This window comes from Variovorax sp. EL159 (assembly GCF_900100965.1).
GTDB lineage: Bacteria > Pseudomonadota > Gammaproteobacteria > Burkholderiales > Burkholderiaceae_C > Variovorax.
Window position 1 is genome coordinate 78,733 of record NZ_FMUJ01000012.1, and the last position, 18,991, is coordinate 97,723.

Here is an 18,991-nt window from a genome sequence, read left to right on the forward strand (position 1 = left end):
ATGGAAGCCCTTCTCGACCCCGCCGTCGCTCCCGCCCCCGACAAGAGCGCGCTGCGCACCTGGGGCCCGCTTGCACTGATCCTGCTGCTGGTCGCGCTGCCGTTTCTTCCGCTGCCCGACTTCTGGATCATCCAGCTCAACTACATCGGCATCTACACGCTGCCGGTGCTGGGCCTCGTGCTGCTCACCGGCGTGGGCGGCCTCACCTCCTTCGGGCAGGCGGCCTTCGTGGGCATCGGTGCCTACACCACGGCCTACCTGACGGTGAACACCGGCCTGTCGCCGTGGGTCACGCTGTTCATCGGGCTCGGGCTCACCGGCATCAGCGCCGCGATCATCGGCGCGATCACGCTGCGCATGTCGGGCCACTACCTGCCGCTGGCCACCATCGCGTGGGCGCTGTCGCTGTACTACCTGATGGGCAACCTCGATGCGCTGGGCAAGTACGACGGCATCCTGGGCGTGAAGGGTCTGTCGCTGTTCGGCTTCGAGTTCGGCCAGCAACGCCTGTTCTACGGCGTGGTCTGGGCCTTTGCGATTCTTGCGGCCTTTGCGGTGATACGCCTGCTCGACTCGCGCAGCGGCCGCGCCATCCGCTCGCTGGCGGGCGGCTCGCAGATGGCCGAGGCCATGGGTGTGAACACGTTGCGCTTCAAGGTCGGCATCTTCGTGCTGGCCGCCCTGCTGGCTTCGGTCTCGGGCTGGCTTTTCGCGCACTTCCAGCGCACGGTGAACCCCTCGCCCTTCGGGCTGAAGATGGGCATCGAGTACCTGTTCATGGCGGTGCTCGGCGGCGCGGCCCACGTGTGGGGTGCGATTGCTGGCGCGGGCGTGGTCAAGCTGCTCGAAGACCAGTTGCAGGTGCTGCTGCCCAAGCTCATCGGCACCAGCGGCAGCTACGAGCTGATCGTGTTCGGCATCATGATCGTGCTGGTGCTCAAGTACCTGCCCGAGGGCCTGTGGGCCTTCATCGATCGCCGCCTGCCGCGTCCGCGCCGCAGCGTCGATTGGCAAGGTGCGAAGGACCTGCCCGCGCGCGCCAAGCCGGCCGCCGGCGAGGTGGTGCTCGACGTGCAGGCCATCCGCAAGACCTTCGGCGGGCTGGTGGCGGTGAACGACATCAGCTTCCAGACACGCGCCGGCCAGATCGTCGGCCTGATCGGTCCGAACGGCGCGGGCAAGTCGACCACCTTCAACCTCGTGACCGGTGTGCTCGGCCTGTCGGGCGGCGCGGTGCGCTTTCGGGGCGAGGCCATCGGTGGACTGGGCGCACGGCAGATCGCGCAGCGCGGCGTGTCGCGCACCTTCCAGCACGTGAAGATGGTGGCCGACATGACGGTGCTGGAGAACGTGGCGCTGGGCGCGCACCTGCGCGGCCACAAGGGCGCCATCGCCGCGATGCTGCGCATCGACCGCACCGAAGAGCGCGCGCTGTTCCGCGAAGCCGAGCGCCAGTTGCAGCGCGTGGGCATGGGCGATTACCTGCACGAGCTGGCGGGCAACCTCGCGATGGGCCAGCAGCGCCTGCTGGAAATTGCACGTGCGCTGTGCGCCGACCCGGCCCTGCTGCTGCTCGACGAGCCCGCGGCCGGCCTGCGCCACAAGGAGAAGGAAGCGCTGGGTCAGGTGCTGCGGCAACTGCGCGGCGAGGGCATGAGCATCCTGCTGGTCGAGCACGACATGGGGTTGGTGATGGACATCTGCGACCACATCGTGGTGATGGAATTCGGCACGCACCTGATGGAGGGCACGCCCGCCGAGGTGCAGAACAGCGACAAGGTGCGCGCCGCGTACCTGGGCACGGAGCATTGACATGACGAACAACAACACGCCATTGCTCCGCATCCGCGACCTGCATGCCGGCTACGGCCGCGCCGAAGTGCTGCATGGCATCGACCTGAAGGCCGACCAGGGCAGCGTCGTCACCGTGATCGGCCCGAACGGCGCGGGCAAGTCCACGCTGCTCAATGCGCTGATGGGTGTGCTGCCCGCCAAGGGCGTCATCGAGTTCAAGGGCCAGCCCACCTCGGCGATGACGCTCGAAGAACGCGTGATGCTCGGCATTGCGCTGGTGCCCGAGAAGCGCGAGCTGTTCGCCACCATGCCGGTCGAAGACAACCTCGTGCTCGGCGCGTTCCGCCAGGTTCGGCTTCGCAACAAGCAATGGCGCGACCGCATCGACGAGGTCTACACGCTGTTCCCGCGTTTGAAGGAACGCCGCGCGCAACTGGCCGGCACGCTGTCGGGCGGCGAGCGGCAGATGCTCGCGGTGGGCCGCGCGCTGATGTCGCGCCCCACGCTGCTGATGCTCGACGAGCCCAGCCTTGGCCTTGCGCCGCTGGTGGTGCAGGAGATCTTCCGCACCGTCGATGCACTGCGCGCCACCGGCGTGACCATCCTGCTGGTGGAGCAGAACGCGCGCGCCGCGCTCGAAGTGGCGGACCACGGCTATGTGCTCGAGATGGGCAGCGTGAGCCTCGAAGGCGAAGCGAAGAAGCTGGCCGTCGATTCGCGCGTGATCGACACCTACCTGGGTGCGACACGCAAGGCGGCCTGAAGAAAGAAGCCGCAGCAGCCGCGGCAAGGAGACGAGACGACATGACCCGACAGCGCCACCTTCACCTCGGCCTGTGCGCGACCGCGCTCGGCGTTGCCGCATTGCTTGCAGCGTGCGCCAGTCGCGCGCCCGCGCCGCACGCGCCCCTTGCCGCCGCGCGCCCTGGCACGCTGCAAAGCTGCACCAATCTTGCCGCACGTGCCGCGTTACCGGGCACCGTCTACACCTCCGTCACCGAGGTGCCTGCCGGCACCGTCACGGTCGGCGGCATCGCGATGGCCGCGCCCGCGCATTGCCTCGTGCAGGGCCGCATGAACGAACGCACGAGCCCCGTCGACAACCAGCGCTACGCCATCGGCTTCGAGATGCGCCTGCCCATCGCATGGAACGGCCGCTTCTTCTACCAGGCCAACGGCGGGCTCGACGGCGTGGTGTTGCCCGCACTGGGCGGCATCGGAGGCGGGGGGCCGCGCAGCAGCGCATTGCAGATGGGCTTTGCCGTCATCAGCGCCGACGCGGGCCACGCGGGTTCGATGGGTCCGCGCTTCGGGCTCGACCCGCAGGCGCGTCTCGACTACGGCTACAACGCGGTGGCCCAGCTCACGCCGATGGCGAAGAACCTGATCGCCAAGGCCTACGGCCGCGAACCCGACCGCTCGTACTTCGGTGGCTGCTCCAACGGCGGCCGGCATGCGATGGTGGCGGCGGTGCGCTCGGCGGGCCAGTACGACGGCATCCTCGCGGGCGACCCCGGCTTCAATCTGCCGAAGGCGGCGGTGGCGCAGCTCTATGGCGCGCAGCAGTACGCGGCCGTCGCGAGCGCGAAGACGTCCGCCGGCCAGCCCGACCTGCAGAGCGCCTTCACCCCGGCCGAGCTGAAGCTCGTGGCCGACAAGGTGCTGGAGAAGTGCGATGCGCTCGACGGCCTGGCCGACGGCATCGTGTCGGACGTCAACGCCTGCAGGGCGCGCTTCGACATCCAGACCGCCGTGCCGACATGCGCTGCCGGTACGCGCAACGGCCAATGCCTCAGCGCACCACAGAAGAATGCGCTGGCCAACGTATTCAAGGGCGCACGCAACAGCGCGGGCCAGCCGATCTACAGCAGCTTTCCGTTCGATGCAGGCATCAGCGGCAGCAACTGGCGCGAATGGAAGTTCGCGAGCCCGCCGACGCGCGATGCCGGCGCGGTGGCTTTCATCTTCAGCACGCCGCCGCTGGCCGACCGGCCGCAGGGCCTGCCCTTCGCGCTGGGCTTCGACATGGACCGCGACGCGCCGCGCATCGCGGCGACCGATGGCGTGTTCCGCGAATCGGCGCTGTCTTTCATGACGCCGCCCGATGCCGCGAACCTCAGCGCGCTGCGCGACCGTGGCGGCCGGATGATCGTGTACCACGGCACCAGCGACCCGGTGTTCTCTTCGGACGACACGGCCGCCTGGTACGGGCGCCTGCAAGCGGCGAATGGCGGCGATGCCTCTTCGTTCGCGCGCTACTTTCCGGTGCCGGGCATGAACCACTGCGCGGGCGGCCCGGCCACCGACCAGTTCGACATGCTGAGCGCGCTGGTCGACTGGGTCGAGCAGGGCAAGGCGCCCGCGTCCATCACCGCGTCCGCACGCGGCGCGGGCTCACCGGTGCCCAATGCCGAGGTGCCGGCCAACTGGTCACCGCAACGCACGCGGCCGTTGTGCCCGTATCCACAGGTCGCCATCTACACCGGCGGCGACACCGAACGCGCCAGCAGCTTCGCCTGCCAGAGCCCCGCACCCTGGATTTTTTGAAAAGCCCCGATGGACTACAAGCCCCGCCCCGAAGACGTCCGCTTTCTGCTGAACGCCGTGCTCGATGCGCCAGCGCGCCTCGGTGCGCTCGCGCCCTTTGCCGAGGTCGACGAAGCCCTGCAGTCTCAGGTGCTCGAAGAGGCCGCGCGCTTCGTCGGCGAGGTGGTGGCGCCGATCAACCGCGAGGGCGATGAAACCGGCTGCCGCTTCGCCGATGGCGAAGTGGTTTCGCCACCGGGCTTTCGCGCGGCCTACCAGGCCTTTGTCGATGGCGGCTGGCCGGCGCTTTCGGCGGCCACCGAAGACGGCGGACAGGGCCTGCCCGCCGTGCTCGAAGCGGTGCTCTACGAATGGCTCGCTGCGGCCAACCATGGCCTCACGATGGCGCCGGGCCTGCTGCATGGTGCGTACGCCTGCCTCAAGCACCACGGCAGCGAGGAACTGAAGCAGCGCTATCTGCAGAAGATCGCGACCGGCGAATGGCTGGCCACGATGTGCCTGACGGAAGCGCACGCGGGCAGCGACCTGGGGCAGGTGCGCACGCGCGCCGTGCCGCAGGCCGACGGCAGCCTGCACGTGAGCGGCGGCAAGATCTTCATTTCGGGCGGCGAGCACGACCTGACGCCGAACATCGTGCACCTCGTGCTGTGCCGGTTGCCGGATGCGCCGGCCGGGCCCAAGGGCCTGTCGCTGGCGCTCGTGCCCAAGCTGCTGCCCGACGGCACACGCAATGCGGTGCACTGCGAACGCATCGAAGAAAAGATGGGCCTGCACGGCAGCCCGACCTGCACGATGCGCTTCGACGAAGCCACCGGCTGGCTGGTCGGCGAACCGGGCCGGGGCCTGGCCGCGATGTTCGTGATGATGAATTCGGCGCGCCTGCATGTGGCGCTGCAGGGCATCGGGCTGCTCGATGCCGCCTGGCAGAAGGCCGATGCCTATGCGGCCGAGCGCCGCCAGATGCGCGCGCCCGGCCCCGTGCCCGCGAGCCGGGGCAGCGAGCCTGCCGACCTGATCGCCGAGCATCCGGCGATCCGCCGCATCCTCGACACGCAGCGCGCCTGGATCGACGGCGCGCGCATCCTCGCCTACCGCAGTGCGCTGATGCTCGACGTTGCCGCGCACGATGCCGACCCCAAGGCCCGCGAGCGCGCGCAGCGGTGGTGCTCGCTGGTCACGCCAGTGCTGAAGGCGGCCTGCACGCAGCAGGCCTTTCAGGGCGCGAGCGAATGCCTGCAGGTGCTCGGCGGCCACGGCTACGTGCGCGAATGGGGCATCGAGCAGGTGGTGCGCGATGCGCGCGTGACGATGATCTACGAGGGCACCAACGAGATCCAGGCCATCGACCTGCTGGTGCGCAAGGTGCTGCCCGATGGCGGCGCCGCCATGTCGGCGGTGCTGCTCGAGTTGCGCGACACGCTGGATGCGTCGCGCGAGGCCGACGCCGACGTGCAGCGACGGCTGGCGCAGTTGCGCTACCTGGGCACCACCGTCGCGATGGCCGCGCATGCCAACCCCGTGCTGCCGCACGAGGTGGCCGACGACTACCTGCGCGTGGTGGCGCTCACGATGATGGCCTGGGCGTGGGCGCGCATCGAGGCGGCGGATGAGACGGTCGCCTCAAGCGACCCGGGCCGCATCGCGCGCGTCCGGGCGGCTGCCGCCTTCCGGCGCTGGGTGCTGCCCGAATTCGAGATGCGGCTCGGCATCGTCAAGCGGGCCTGCGAGACGGTGGCGCTCGCGCACTCGGCGGGGACAACGGCAACGAAGGCCACGGATGTCGCGCAGTAGGCATACGGCAGCCGCGCGGGCGGTTACGCTCTTGCCATGCGCCCTTCACCGAAACCCGTCCCCGCGAAAGGCGAGCTGACCGCGGCGCCGCAAGGCAAGTCCGACCGGCTCGACGCGCGCATGCTCGAAACCCTGGTCGGCTACAACGCCCGCCGTGCATGGCTGGTCGTCAGCGATCTTTTTGCGGAGCGCATGGCGCCCTACGGGCTCAAGCAGATCGATTTTTCGGTGCTGTCACTGCTGGCGCACAACCCGGGCGCGACGTCGCGGCAGCTGTGCAACACGCTCGACATATTGCCGCCGAACCTCGTGAGCCTGGTGGCCACGCTGGACAGCCGGGGCCTGATCGAGCGCAGGCCGCATCCGCATGACGGCCGCGCCGTGGGACTGCACCTGACGGCGGCCGGCGAGACGCTGGTGCGCGAGGCCGAGCAGGCTGTGGTGCAGCTCGAGGCCGACGCCAGCGCCAAGCTCACGGCACGCGAGCGCGAAGCGCTCATCAAGCTGCTGCAGAAGATCTACCTGTAGCCCGCCCGCTCAGAGGCCGCGCTCGACCATGTCGATCAGGCGCTGCCCGAGCGAATGGACGGCGGCGGCATCGGTGCCGCGCAAGGGCCCGTCGATGACGAGCAATGCCAGGCCGTGCACGGCCGACCACGCGAAGTATTCGGCGTCGGGGCGACGTGCCGGATCGAGCACGCCCGCCTCCACCAGCCGGTCGATGGCCGCGCTGAGCAACTGGAAGGAATCGAGCCCGCTGGCACCGGCCCTTGCCGGACCCAGCTCGCCGTTGCCCTCGTCGGAAATCACGAACGCAGTGCGGAACAGGCCGGGCTCGGCCTGCGCGAACCGCAGATAGGCGGTGCCGATGGCACGCACCTGCGCCCGCGCGAAGTCGGCGGGCGGCTGGTCGCAGGGCAGCACGGCCAGTTCTTTCTCCATCGCGCTGGCCGCCGCCGACAGGGCCGCTTCGCGCACCGCCAGCAGCAACTCCTGCCGGCTGCCGAAGTGGCGGTAGGCCGCATTCGGCACCACGCCCACGCGCCGCGTGGCCTCGCGCAACACCACCGCATCGGGGCCGCCATCGCGGGCCAGCTCGATGCCCGCGTCCAGCAGCGCGCGGCGCAGATCGCCATGGCGATAGGTGCTGCGGGCGGCGGGCAGGCCGGCGGGGACGTTGTTGAGCTTCATTGCTTCTCCATGTGGACACTGTCCATTATCTCTGCTATTCTTTGTGGACGGTGTACACAAACTAATCCAATCGTTTGCGGCCTGAGACACCGGAGGCCCACCCACACACCTTTTCGCCAAAGGAACTGTCATGAAAGTCCAGTCTTACCTCTCGTTCGAGGGCCGTTGCGACGAAGCCCTCGGCTTCTACAAGAAGGCGCTCGGCGCCGAAGTTCTCCAGCTGCTGCGCTACAGCGAAGCGCCGGCACCCGCGCCTTCGGACAACGCCGATGCCAGCTGCGGCGGCGCCATGCCTGCCGGCGACAAGGTGATGCACTCGGTCGTGCGCATCGGCGAAACCGAACTGATGGCCTCCGACGGCCGCTGCTCGGGCCAGGCCGAATTCAAGGGCGTCATGCTGGCGCTCACCGCCAACAGCGATGCCGACGCGCACAAGTGGTTCGACGCGCTGGCCGACGGCGGCCAAGTGATGCAGCCGCTGATCCCGACCTTCTTCACTTCCAGCTTCGGCATGCTCACCGACCGCTTCGGTGTGGGCTGGCTGCTGGTCGTCAAGCAGCCGGGCTGACCGGCATTTCTTCTTCTCCACCACTACTCACACCGGGACTCAGGAACACCCCATGCTCAAGACCATTGCCCTTGTCGTCGTCGCCGCCATCGCCGCGCTGCTGATCTTCGCGGCCACCCGCCCCGACACCTTCCGGGTGGAACGCACCGCGCGCATCCAGGCACCGGCCGAGAAGATCTTTCCGCTCATCGACGACTTTCACCGCTGGGGCACATGGTCGCCCTACGAAAAGCTCGACCCCGAGATGAAGCGCACCTTCGGCGGCAGCGCCAGCGGCAAGGGCGCCACCTATGCCTGGGACAGCAAAGGCAAGGCGGGCGCGGGCCGCATGGAAATCGCCGAGTCTTCGCCTTCTTCGAAGATCGCGATCAACCTCGACTTCACGAGCCCCATGGAAGGCCACAACCTGGCGGAGTTCACGCTGCAGCCGCAAGGCGATGCCACCATGGTCACCTGGTCGATGCAGGGCAAGAGCCCCTACGTCGCCAAGCTGATGGGCATCTTCTTCAACATGGACCAGATGATCGGCAAGGATTTCGAGGCCGGCCTTGCCAACCTCAAGACAGCGACAGAAAAGTAAACCGGCCCATTCGACGCGCATCCATTCACCCACACCGACTCACCTCACCACACCCCGAAGGAAACCTCACCATGTCTCCCATTCACGCTTACCTCACGTTCGACGGCAACGCTGCAGAGGCCATGCGCTTCTACGAGAAAACACTCGGCGGCAAGATGCAGATGATGATGACCATGGGCGAAGCGCCCGGTGCCGAGCAGTTCCCGCCCGGCGCGGCGAATCGCATCATGCATGCGGCGCTGACCTACGGCGACGGCATGCTGATGGCCTCCGACAGCATGCCCGGCATGCCCTATGAAGGCATGAAGGGCTTCGGCGTTGCGCTGACCATCGAGTCCGTTGCCGACGCACAGCGCGTGTTCAACGCCTTCGCCGACGGCGGCCACGTCACCATGCCCTTTGCCAAGACCTTCTGGGTCGAGGCCTTCGGCATGGTCACCGACCGCTTCGGCACGCCCTGGCTGATCAACGGCGGCAAGCCGATGCTCTGACCCTTCCCTTCCTTTTTTTCCGCGTTTCCTGGAGATCACCTCCCATGACCGACACACTCGACAGCCGCAAGCGCTGGCTCGCATTGATGGTTCTGTGCCTTGGCGTCCTGATGATCGTGCTCGACACCACCATCGTGAACGTCGCACTGCCTTCGATCCGCACCGACCTGGGCTTCACCGAAACCTCGCTGGTCTGGGTGGTGAACGCCTACATGCTGACCTTCGGCGGCTTCCTGCTGCTGGGCGGCCGGCTCGGTGACCTTTATGGCCACCGCAAGCTCTTCCTGATCGGCCTCGTTCTCTTCACGCTCGCCTCGCTGACCTGCGGCATCGCCAACTCGCAGGTGCTGCTGGTCGCGGCGCGCGCGGTGCAGGGGCTGGGCGGCGCGGTGGTCTCCGCCGTGTCGCTCTCGCTGATCATGAATCTCTTCACCGAACCGGCCGAGCGCGCCAAGGCCATGGGCGTCTACGGCTTCGTCTGCGCGGGCGGCGGCAGCATCGGCGTGCTGCTCGGCGGCCTGCTCACCAGCTCGCTGAGCTGGCACTGGATCTTTCTGGTGAACCTGCCCATCGGCATTGCCGTGTACGCACTGTGCGTGGCGCTGCTGCCCAATGCGCGCGGCCAGGCGCACGGCGAAAAGCTCGACGTGGCCGGCGCGGTCACCGTCACGCTGTCGCTCATGCTCGCTGTGTATGGCGTGGTCAATGGCAACGAGGCCGGCTGGGGTTCCACGCAAACGGTGGGCCTGCTCGGCGCGGCCGTGGTGCTGCTGGCCGTGTTCATCACCATCGAGGCGCGCGTGCAGCATCCGCTGATGCCGCTGGGCCTGTTCCGCCTGCGCAGCGTGTCGGTGGCGAACGTGGTGGGCGTGCTGTGGGCGGCGGCGATGTTCGCGTGGTTCTTCATTTCGGCGCTGTACATGCAGCTGGTGCTGAACTACACGCCGATGCAGATCGGGCTGGCCTTCCTGCCGGCCAACGTGATCATGGCGGTGTTCTCGCTGGGCCTGTCGGCCAGGCTGGTGATGCGCTTCGGCATCCGCAAGCCGCTCGCGGCCGGGCTGTGGCTCGCGGCCATCGGCCTGGCGCTGTTTGCGCGCGCACCGGTCAACGGCAACTTCGTGGTCGACGTGCTGCCCGGCATGATGCTGCTCGGCCTGGGCGCCGGCATGGCCTTCAACCCGGTGCTGCTGGCGGCCATGAGCGAGGTCAGCCCGGCCGATTCGGGCCTGGCCTCGGGCGTGGTCAACACCGCCTTCATGATGGGCGGCGCACTGGGCCTGGCCGTGCTGGCCAGCGCCGCGGCGGCACGCACCAGCGCGATGGATGCGGCCGGCGCGCAGATGCCGCTGGCGCTCACCGGTGGCTACAACCTTGCGTTTCTTGTCGGCGCCGTGTTCGCGGCGGCGGCGGGTCTGATCGGGGTCTTGCTGCTTCGCACCGCTTCGCCGGCGCAAATGCAGAACAACGAAGAAACGGCAACCCCAGGCACGGCAGGCGGAACGGCGTCGTCTTGAACACGACGCCATGCAAGCGCCCGTCTTTTTTCTTCAACGCTTCTATTCCTTGTTCAGGAGAACATCCATGGCTCGTTATGTGGACGGATTCATCGTTGCCATTCCCACCAAAAACGTCGAGGCCTATCGCAAGCTGGCACGCAAGGCCGGCAAGGTCTGGATGGAGTACGGCGCACTCGAATACGTGGAGTGCATTGCCGACGACGTGAAGCCCGGCAAGCTCACGTCGTTTCCGCAGAGCGTGAAGCAGAAGGCCGACGAAACGGTGGCCTTCTCGTGGATCACCTACAAGTCGCGCAAGCACCGCGACACGGTGAACGCCAAGGTCATGGCCGACCCGCGCATCGCCTCGATGGACCCGAAGACCATGCCTTTCGATGCCAAGCGCATGATCTTCGGCGGCTTCAAGTCCATCGTCGAACTCTGAGCTTGCGCAACACCGGCCTCAAGCTCAGGCGACGAACCCGTCGTACACGAGCTTGAGGCCCGTGAGCAGCATGCCCAGGTACACGAAGCGATAGAACCACGTCGCGTCGATGCGGCGTGCGATGCGAATGCCGACCCACACGCCGAAGGGCGCGATCGGCATCAGCACCAGCGAGGTGGCCAGCGTGCGAAAGTCGAGCAAGCCGAGCCACGCATAGGGAATCCACTTGCTGAGATTCACCACGAAGAAAAAGTAGGCCATCGTCGCGGTGAACACCACCGGCGTGAGCCGCAGCGGAATCACGTAGGCATTGATCGGCGGCCCACCCGCATGGGCAATGAAGCTGGTGAAGCCCGACACCGTCGTCAGCACCGCGCCCACGCCGCGCGAAGGCAGCGGGTCATCGGGCTTGGGCGGAAACAGCAGGCGCTGCGCAAGAAACAGCAGCGTGAACACACCGACGATGCCCGCCACCGTGTGCGGCGAGAGCATGCGAAACAGCAGCGTGCCGATCACCGTGCCCAGCAGCCCGAACGGGATCAGGAACTTCAGCAGCGTGCTGTCGAAGTCGCGCCGGAATGCGGCCAGGCCCAGCAGGTCCATCAGCAGCAACAGCGGCATGAGGATCGCGGCGGCCTGCGGCACGGTGACCGCGAGCGCCATCATCGGCACCGCGAGTGAACCGAAGCCGGCGCCGAAGCCGCTCTTGCTGATGCCGAGCAGCAGCACGGCGGGAATGGCGACCGCATAGAAATGCGGATCGGTGATGAGGGGAAAGACCATGGGAGTGAAGAGCGCAGAAAAAAGCCCGCCGTGGCGGCAGGCTTGGCGAGCGTAGCAGGACAGGCGCGATCTTGCTGGCGAGATGGGCCGTCGTTCGGGCCAGCGCCCACGCCCGGCGGTGCGCGCGTTTTCAGCGCACCGGTTGATCAGCGCAAACCGGCAGCGTGCCCGGTTGCCTCGGGGTTGAGCACGAAGTCGAAATCGAGCCGCCAGCGGCCGTTGTCCTGCAGCTTCCACGGCGCCACCAGCGACTGGCGCACCGCGAACACCGCGTCGGAATCGAGCCACTGGTCGCCCTCGCGAAACACATGGGTGATGAGCCGCTCGTAGCCCGGCGCCTCGATCTTGAAATGCAGGTGCGCGGGCCGCCACGGATGGCGTTCGGTCGCGCGCAGCAGGTCGCCCACCGGCCCGTCGACCGGGATCGGGTAGGCCTCGGCCAGCACGCTGCGAAAGTGCAGCGAACCGTCGGCATCGGTGTGCAGGCGGCCGCGGTTCTCGGCGTGGTCCAGCCCCTCGTGCTGCACGTCGTAGTGGCCGCCCTCGTCGGCCTGCCACACGTCGACCACCGCGCCGGGCACGGGCTCGCCACCGAGGCCGCGCACCGTCGCATGCACGTCGCAGGGGGCTCCGCTGGCACCGTTGGCCACGTCGGCGCCGTTTTCGTATTCGGGTGCGCCCTCGAAATAGAACGGGCCGAACACGGTGGCCTCGGTACAACCGGCCGGCTTGTCGTTGTTCATCGCGATGGTGAGCATCGACAGGCCCAGCACGTCCGACAGCAGGATGAACTCCTGGCGCTTGTCGTCGCACTTCTGGCCGGTGGCCGTCAGGAACTGGATGCCCTGGAACCATTCGGCCTCGGTGAGCTTCACCTCGCGCGCGAAGGCGTGCAGGTGCTGCACCAGGCTGGTCAGGATCTCGTGCAGGCGCGGATCGGGCGTGTCGGCAAGGCGTGCGAGCACGGCCTGCGTGATGTTGTCCTGGTTGAGGTTGCGCATCGTGGTGTCTCCGGTTGTCTCGTCAATACGGCGCACTGTAGGCCGCACCTCGCTGTGCTGAAAGCACCAGGGGCGCAAATGATTTTTCCGGCCAGCGGAACGGTCGCGGATGAGCGCGTCTGCAAAGAGGGGCTAGGGCACGAACGGCTTGTCGTGCCGCGAGGTCGCCCCCGCCGACTCAACTGCTCTGCCGCACCATCAACTCGAAGCCCAGGTCCACCGTGCGCTCGGCCACCGCCTCCGCGCGCATCAGCGCCAGCAGCATGGTGGCCGCGCGCTCGCCGATCGCCTGGCGCGGCGTGCGCACCGTGGTCAGCGGCGGCAGCATCTGGTCGCTGCCGCCGAGGTCGTTGAAGCCGGCGATCGCCACGCGCTCCGGCACCGGCACGCCGGTGCGCAGCGCGGCGAGCAACCCGCCCTGAGCAAGGTCGTCGTTGCAATAGAAGATGGCGTCCACGTCGGGATGGCGCGCGAGCAGGTCTTCGAACTGCCGGCCGCCCAGCGCGATGGAGGTCGGCCCCGGCACGAGCAGCTCGAGCGCCGGATCGTGGCAGCCGGCCGCGCGCAGCGCCTCGCGATAGCCCTCCAGCCGCAGCATCACGCGCGGATCGAGCTGGCCCGCGGCATAGGCAATGCGCCGGCGGCCGCGCTGCAGCAGGTGCTGCACGATGGCACGGCCCGCGTCCTGCTGCGAGAACCCCACGCTGTGGATGCCGGGCGCGGTCGAGGTTTCCATCAGGTACACGCAGGGCGCGTCGCTGCGCTCGAGCATCCGCAAGGCCGCGGCGCTGCGGTCGAAGCCGGTGAGCAGCACGCCCGCCGGCCGCTGCGAGAGGTAGCTGCGCAGCAGCGCTTCTTCTTGCGCCGGGTCGTAGTGGGTCACGCCGATGAGCGACTGGAAGCCGTGCGGCGCCAGCGCGTCCTGCACCGCTTCGAGCAGCTCCACGAAGAGCTGGTTGGTCAGCGACGGGATCAGCACCGCCACGTGCGAGCTGCGGGCCGAAGCCAGCGCGCGCGCCGCCACGTTGGGCACGTAGCCGAGCTGGTCGACCGCCGCCTGCACGCGGGCCTGCAGCTCGGGCGACACATTGCGCGCGCCGCGCAGGGCGCGCGACACCGTGATCGGGCTGACGCCTGACACGCGGGCCACGTCATCGAGCGTAACGTGGCTGGAGGAACGGGAGCGAGGGCGCTCGGGGGCGTCGGCCATGGGCTATGAGATCTAAGGGTTAGTACCAAGATTGGATTGGACAGCGCTGTCCTAGGATAGCGCTGTCCAGCCCTCTGGCCGATTCGGAAAAACCCGAGCGCGCCAAAGAGCTGGTTTTTTTGGATTGTGCGGGATAGCGCTATCCCATTCATCAATCACCAGCCGCCTTCGCAGCGCCTGGATTCAGGAGACACACATGTTCGGAATGAGCAAAGAGGTTTTTCTGCTCGTCGACGCCCTGGTGGCGATCCTCGGGCTGATCCTTCTGATCACGCGCTGGCGCGTGCACCCCTTCATCGCGCTGACGCTGGCCGCGGGCTTCCTGGGCCTGACCTCGGGCATGCCGGTGGAGCTGGTGATGAAGTCCTTCCAGGACGGCTTCGGCGGCGTGCTGGGCTTCGTGGGCATCGTACTGGGCCTGGGCACCATGCTCGGCAAGATGATGGCCGAGTCGGGCGGCGCCGACCGCATCGCGCGCACGCTGATCGACGCCTTCGGCAAGGAGCGCGTGCACTGGGCCATGATGTTCGCGGCCTTCCTGGTCGGCATTCCGCTCTTCTTCGAGATCGGCTTCGTGCTGCTCATTCCGCTGGTGTTCATCGTGGCGCGGCGCACCGGCGTGTCGCTGATCCGCATCGGCATCCCGCTGCTGGCCGGCCTGTCGGTGGTGCACGGCCTGGTGCCACCACACCCGGGGCCGCTCTTGGCCATCGGCGTGTTCGGTGCCGACATCGGCAAGACCATCTTCTACGGCCTCATCGTCGGCCTGCCCACCGCGATGATCGCGGGTCCGATCTTCGGCAAGTTCATCTCGAAGTACGTGCCGGGCGAGGCCTCGCCCGAGCTGCTGGAACAGTTGGCGCGCGAACCCGAGGCGCGCGAGCTGCCGGGCTTCGGCATCACGCTCGTCACGGTGCTGCTGCCGGTGGCGCTGATGCTGCTGAAGACCTTCGCCGACGTGGCGCTGGACGACAAGAACATCGTGCGCCAATGGATGGACTTCATCGGCCATCCGATCACCGCGCTGCTGGCGGCGCTGCTGCTGTCGCTCTACACCTTCGGCATCGCGCGTGGCTTCAGCAACAAGCAGATCATGAAGTTCGTCGACGACAGCCTGGCGCCCACCGCGGCCATCGTGCTGATCATCGGCGCGGGCGGCGGCTTCAAGCAGATGCTGGTGGCCAGCGGGGTGGGCAACGCGATCGGGCAGATGGCGCTGCATGCGCAGGTCTCGCCGATCCTGCTGGCGTGGCTGGTGGCGGGGGTGATCCGCATCGCCACGGGTTCGGCCACGGTCGCCACCATCACCGGCGCGGGCATCGTCGCGCCGCTCGCCACCATGGTGCCGGGCGTGAACCGCGAGCTGCTGGTGCTGGCCACGGGTGCGGGGTCGCTGATCCTGTCTCACGTCAATGACGCGGGCTTCTGGCTGGTCAAGCAATACTTCAACATGACGGTGGCCGAGACCTTCAAGACCTGGACGGTGATGGAAACGCTGATCTCGGTCGTGGCCATCGTGCTCATCATGCTGCTGAGCATGGTCGTCTGAAGGTGACCGCATGAACAAGATCGCATAAGCGAAGGAGACCGAAGCCATGGGCCGCATCGTCATCGGGGTCGATATCGGAACCACCAGCACCAAGGCGGTGGCTTTCACGCCGGCCGGGCGCGTGCTGGCGCACGACACCGTCGAATACCCGCTGCTGCAGCCCGAAGCCGGCGCCGCCGAGCAAGACCCGGAACTGATCTTCCAGGCGGTGCTCACCACCATCGCCGGCTGCGTGAAGCAAAGCAAGGCGGCACCCGCCGACGTGCTCGCCGTGTCGTTCAGCGCGGCGATGCACAGCCTGATCCTGATCGACGCCGCGGGCAAGCCGCTCACGCGCAGCATCACCTGGGCCGACCACCGCGCGTCGGCGTGGGCCAAGCGCATTCGCGACGAATGGGACGGCGATGCGATCTACCGCCGCACCGGCACGCCGATCCATCCGATGTCGCCGCTGGCCAAGTTGGTGTGGCTGCGCCACGAGCGCGCCGAACTCTTCGCAAGCGCGGCGCGCTTCGTCGGCATCAAGGAGTACGTGTTCTTCCGCCTCTTCGGCCAATGGCAGGTCGACCATTCGATCGCCTCGGCCACGGGGCTCTTCAACATCGAGCGGCTCGACTGGGACGAAGGCGCGCTCGCGCTCGCCGGCGTGCGCGCCGAGCAACTGCCGCGCCCGGTGCCGACCACCTGGCACATCGAAGGCCTGCCGAGCGACGTCGCGGCACAGCTGGGCCTTGCAACGGACACGCCCTTCGTGATCGGCGCCAACGACGGCGTGCTCTCCAACCTCGGCGTGAACGCGGTGGCCCCTGGCGAAGTGGCCGTGACCATCGGCACCAGCGGCGCGATGCGCACCGTGGTCGACCACCCGATGACCGACCCCGAAGGCCGCACCTTCTGCTACGCGCTCGCCGAGCGCCGCTGGGTCGTCGGCGGGCCGGTGAACAACGGCGGCATCATCCTGCGCTGGGTGCGCGACGAGTTCGCCTCGGCCGAAGCCGAGACCGCCAAGCGCCTGGGCATCGACACCTACGAGGTGCTCACGCGCATCGCCGAGCGCGTGTCGGCCGGCTCCGAGGGGCTGGTGTTCCACCCCTTCCTCACCGGCGAACGCGCCCCCTACTGGAACGCCGACCTGCGCGGCTCCTTCTTCGGGCTGGGCATCCACCACCGCAAGGAGCACATGATCCGCGCGGTGCTCGAGGGCGTGATCTTCAACCTGTACAGCATCCTGCCGGCGGTCGAGTCGATTGCCGGCCGCAGCGCCCACATCAAGGCCACCGGCGGCTTCGCGCGCTCGGGCATGTGGCGCCAGATGATGGCCGACGTGTTCGACCGCGAAGTGGTCGTGCCCGAGAGCTTCGAGAGCTCCTGCCTCGGCGCCGCCGTGCTCGGGCTCTATGCGCTGGGCCACGTCGATTCGCTCGACGTGGTCGCGCGCATGGTCGGCGCCACGCACCGCCACACGCCCAACGCAAAGAACGCCGCGCTGTACCGGCAACTGCTGCCGGTGTACCTCTCGCTGCCGCGCAAGCTCGGCGAGGAATACCGGCTGCTCGCCGCGTTCCAGCAGCAGACAGCGGTGCCGCAACCGCCCCGCCAAAGCTGATGCCCTCCCCTTCCCCTTCCTTCGACTGATTGAAGTTGATGCCCGCTGGAGAACTGGTCTTGCTGAACACGATGCCGCTGGCCTCCATGCCCATCTCCCGCTTGCATGCGAAGGCTGCGCTGCGCACGCCGCGCGGTCCGCACGGCATCGACCCGACCGCACGGCGCGGCGGACCCATGCCTGCGGCGACCGTCCAGGCCGACGCGCTCGATTCCAGCGCCACAGTCCACTGCGAAGCGGCCGCCGTGTTCTCGGCCCGCAGGCACGATCCCGCAAGTTGCCTGCACGACCATGAGCTGCATCTGATCGGCGCCATGCCCGCGCGCCTGAGACTGGGCAGCGGCGCGGACGAAGAAACGTACAGCTTCGCGCCCGGCACCGTCGTTCTTCTAGGCCCCCGGTTGCCCCGCAGCCTTGCCTTCGAGCACCGCGTGCCGCCCATCGGCACCCCGGATGGCCTCGTGCTGCGCTTCAGCGACGAACCGCTGCGCCGCGGCATGGCGCTCTTTCCGGAACTTGGCGATGTCGGGCCGCTGCTGGCCCGCGCACGGCAAGGTGTGCAGTTCGTCGGGCTCGGCATGGACACGCGCGCGCGGCTGCGACGCATCGAGACGCTGAACGGACTCGCGCGCTTCGCCGAATTCACCGCGCTGCTGAACGAGCTTGCGCAATGGACCGACTATCACCTGCTCGCTGGTGCCGTCCTTGCCGATGAAACCTTCGACGAAAGCGGTCGTGCGCTGCGCATCCACAAGGCCATCGACCACATCCGCGACAACTACGCTGACGAACTCTCGCTCGCCGAAGTCGGCGCGATCATCGGCATGCGCGAGAACGCCTTTTCACGCTGCTTTCGCCGCACCACCGGCCAGACCTTCACCGATTTCGTGATCGGCCTGCGCGTGGCAAAGGCCTGCCGCCTGCTGGCGTCGACGCGGCAGCAGGTGAGCAGCATCTGCTACGAGGTGGGGTTCAACAACATCTCGAATTTCAACCGACATTTCCGAAGGATCAAGGGGATGACGCCGGGGGAGTTTCGGGCGGGGTGCTTGCGGGGTGTTGGGTGAGAGAGCGCGAACCGCACGAACGTATGCGTGGCCGATGCGCTCGCCGAACGCCGCACGCTGGCTGGGCAGCTTGATGCGGGGTGGAAGGACGGACGAGGCGCCGTCCTTCTTGCGCGGGCTCGCTGTGCTGTGCGCTCCTCTTGAATTCTCCCTGCGCCGTTATTGCTGCCAGGAAGGAGTCTGAGAAGGATTTCAGAAGCTCGCGTTGAGATTGAAGCCCAGCGTGACCTTCGCCGTGCGATAGCCCTCGGGCTTGCTGATAGGCGCGCCGACGAAGAAGTCGTAGCTCAGCTTGGTCCACTGCCCCCGCACACCGATGACAGCACCCGCCAGGCTTCGCCCCAGAAGATTGACGGTGGAGCGACCGCCCACGCGGCCATAGTCCATGCCTACATAAAGCTCCGCGCCGCTCTGGCCCATCGCCCAGCCGATGTCATTGCGCAGCAGCCAGCCACGCTCACCCAACAGGCTCGTCTCGCCATCGAAGCCACGCACCGTGTAGCGCCCGCCGATGGCAAAGCGGTCTTGCGGCGTCAGCGGCGTGCGATTCCACTGCGCCCGGATCAGACCGGAGTAGCGCAGCTTCTGCTCGCCGAGCTTGAACGGCGCATTCAGGCTGATGTCGGCGGTGTAGAGCTTCAGGCGCGAGGTGCCCTCCAGAAACGGACTGTTCCCGTTACGGTAGGCCAGTTCTTCAGGCCCCGTCTTTGCACCGAAGCCTCCCGTGCCGCGCTTGTAGGCCAGCGTGCCCTCGAGCGTTGCATCGCCGATGAACTCCTTGTGGTTCAGGCTGAACTCCAGGCCTCCGACCACGCGGTGTTGCACCTCGACCTCGGTGTCATCCACGAAGTTGCGTGACTCGCGACGCC

Annotated in this window: 18 protein-coding genes; 13 read left to right on the forward strand and 5 right to left on the reverse strand. The window is 67.7% G+C overall.

From position 1 onward, the window contains the following. The 5 genes from BLQ28_RS32085 to BLQ28_RS32105 are packed head-to-tail and all read left to right on the forward strand — an operon-like array spanning position 1 to position 6,660. On the forward strand, positions 1-1,812 hold the full coding sequence (locus BLQ28_RS32085) for a branched-chain amino acid ABC transporter ATP-binding protein/permease (protein WP_093247384.1): 1,812 nt from the start codon (positions 1-3) through the stop codon (positions 1,810-1,812). Between the two features lies 1 nt (position 1,813). Continuing rightward, a complete protein-coding gene (locus BLQ28_RS32090; RefSeq protein WP_093247385.1) occupies positions 1,814-2,557 on the forward strand; it encodes an ABC transporter ATP-binding protein in 744 nt (247 codons plus the stop codon). 41 nt (positions 2,558-2,598) lie between these two features. After that, the gene (locus BLQ28_RS32095) at positions 2,599-4,341 is read left to right on the forward strand and encodes a tannase/feruloyl esterase family alpha/beta hydrolase (RefSeq protein WP_093247386.1); all 1,743 of its coding nucleotides are present in this window, start codon (positions 2,599-2,601) and stop codon (positions 4,339-4,341) included. 9 nt (positions 4,342-4,350) lie between these two features. Beyond that, on the forward strand, positions 4,351-6,132 hold the full coding sequence (locus tag BLQ28_RS32100) for an acyl-CoA dehydrogenase family protein (RefSeq protein ID WP_093247387.1): 1,782 nt from the start codon (positions 4,351-4,353) through the stop codon (positions 6,130-6,132). Positions 6,133-6,168: 36 nt separating this feature from the next. Further along, positions 6,169-6,660 (forward strand): MarR family winged helix-turn-helix transcriptional regulator, encoded by a 492-nt coding sequence (locus tag BLQ28_RS32105; RefSeq protein WP_093247388.1) that lies wholly within the window; start codon positions 6,169-6,171, stop codon positions 6,658-6,660. 9 nt (positions 6,661-6,669) lie between these two features. Here the strand turns inward: BLQ28_RS32105 and BLQ28_RS32110 are convergent, their stop codons facing one another. Then, positions 6,670-7,323: a TetR/AcrR family transcriptional regulator gene (locus BLQ28_RS32110; RefSeq protein ID WP_093247389.1), complete on the reverse strand. Its 654-nt coding sequence runs from the start codon at positions 7,321-7,323 to the stop codon at positions 6,670-6,672. A gap of 130 nt (positions 7,324-7,453) precedes the next feature. On the opposite strand from BLQ28_RS32110, the gene BLQ28_RS32115 reads away from it, so the two are divergent. The 5 genes from BLQ28_RS32115 to BLQ28_RS32135 all read left to right on the forward strand — a co-directional run bounded on the left by BLQ28_RS32115 (position 7,454) and on the right by BLQ28_RS32135 (position 10,906). After that, a complete protein-coding gene (locus BLQ28_RS32115) occupies positions 7,454-7,891 on the forward strand; it encodes a VOC family protein (RefSeq protein WP_093247390.1) in 438 nt (145 codons plus the stop codon). A 52-nt stretch (positions 7,892-7,943) separates the two neighbouring features. Then, positions 7,944-8,471 (forward strand): SRPBCC family protein, encoded by a 528-nt coding sequence (locus BLQ28_RS32120; RefSeq protein WP_093247391.1) that lies wholly within the window; start codon positions 7,944-7,946, stop codon positions 8,469-8,471. A gap of 71 nt (positions 8,472-8,542) precedes the next feature. Next, complete coding sequence (locus BLQ28_RS32125) at positions 8,543-8,962, forward strand: VOC family protein (protein WP_093247392.1); 420 nt, start codon at positions 8,543-8,545, stop codon at positions 8,960-8,962. Between the two features lie 44 nt (positions 8,963-9,006). After that, positions 9,007-10,479: a DHA2 family efflux MFS transporter permease subunit gene (locus BLQ28_RS32130; RefSeq protein WP_093247393.1), complete on the forward strand. Its 1,473-nt coding sequence runs from the start codon at positions 9,007-9,009 to the stop codon at positions 10,477-10,479. Positions 10,480-10,546: 67 nt separating this feature from the next. Next, complete coding sequence (locus BLQ28_RS32135) at positions 10,547-10,906, forward strand: DUF1428 domain-containing protein (RefSeq protein WP_093247394.1); 360 nt, start codon at positions 10,547-10,549, stop codon at positions 10,904-10,906. A 24-nt stretch (positions 10,907-10,930) separates the two neighbouring features. Here BLQ28_RS32135 and BLQ28_RS32140 read toward each other — a convergent pair whose 3' ends face one another. The 3 genes from BLQ28_RS32140 to BLQ28_RS32150 form a co-directional block, all read right to left on the reverse strand. Next, positions 10,931-11,689, reverse strand: a complete 759-nt coding sequence (locus tag BLQ28_RS32140) for a sulfite exporter TauE/SafE family protein (protein ID WP_093247395.1) — start codon at positions 11,687-11,689, stop codon at positions 10,931-10,933. 146 nt (positions 11,690-11,835) lie between these two features. Continuing rightward, positions 11,836-12,690 (reverse strand): intradiol ring-cleavage dioxygenase, encoded by an 855-nt coding sequence (locus tag BLQ28_RS32145; protein WP_093247396.1) that lies wholly within the window; start codon positions 12,688-12,690, stop codon positions 11,836-11,838. A 178-nt stretch (positions 12,691-12,868) separates the two neighbouring features. Beyond that, the gene (locus BLQ28_RS32150) at positions 12,869-13,900 is read right to left on the reverse strand and encodes an HTH-type transcriptional regulator GntR (RefSeq protein ID WP_093247397.1); all 1,032 of its coding nucleotides are present in this window, start codon (positions 13,898-13,900) and stop codon (positions 12,869-12,871) included. A 196-nt stretch (positions 13,901-14,096) separates the two neighbouring features. On the opposite strand from BLQ28_RS32150, the gene BLQ28_RS32155 reads away from it, so the two are divergent. The 3 genes from BLQ28_RS32155 to BLQ28_RS32165 all read left to right on the forward strand — a co-directional run bounded on the left by BLQ28_RS32155 (position 14,097) and on the right by BLQ28_RS32165 (position 18,122). Further along, positions 14,097-15,449, forward strand: a complete 1,353-nt coding sequence (locus tag BLQ28_RS32155; protein ID WP_093247398.1) for a GntP family permease — start codon at positions 14,097-14,099, stop codon at positions 15,447-15,449. 46 nt (positions 15,450-15,495) lie between these two features. Then, positions 15,496-17,055: a gluconokinase gene (gene gntK / locus BLQ28_RS32160; protein WP_093247399.1), complete on the forward strand. Its 1,560-nt coding sequence runs from the start codon at positions 15,496-15,498 to the stop codon at positions 17,053-17,055. A 71-nt stretch (positions 17,056-17,126) separates the two neighbouring features. Next, the gene (locus BLQ28_RS32165; RefSeq protein WP_256327538.1) at positions 17,127-18,122 is read left to right on the forward strand and encodes a helix-turn-helix domain-containing protein; all 996 of its coding nucleotides are present in this window, start codon (positions 17,127-17,129) and stop codon (positions 18,120-18,122) included. Between the two features lie 192 nt (positions 18,123-18,314). On the opposite strand, the gene BLQ28_RS32170 is transcribed toward BLQ28_RS32165, so the two are convergent. Beyond that, positions 18,315-18,991: ShlB/FhaC/HecB family hemolysin secretion/activation protein (locus tag BLQ28_RS32170; protein ID WP_143012612.1), on the reverse strand; the 677-nt coding region annotated here is incomplete at its 5' end.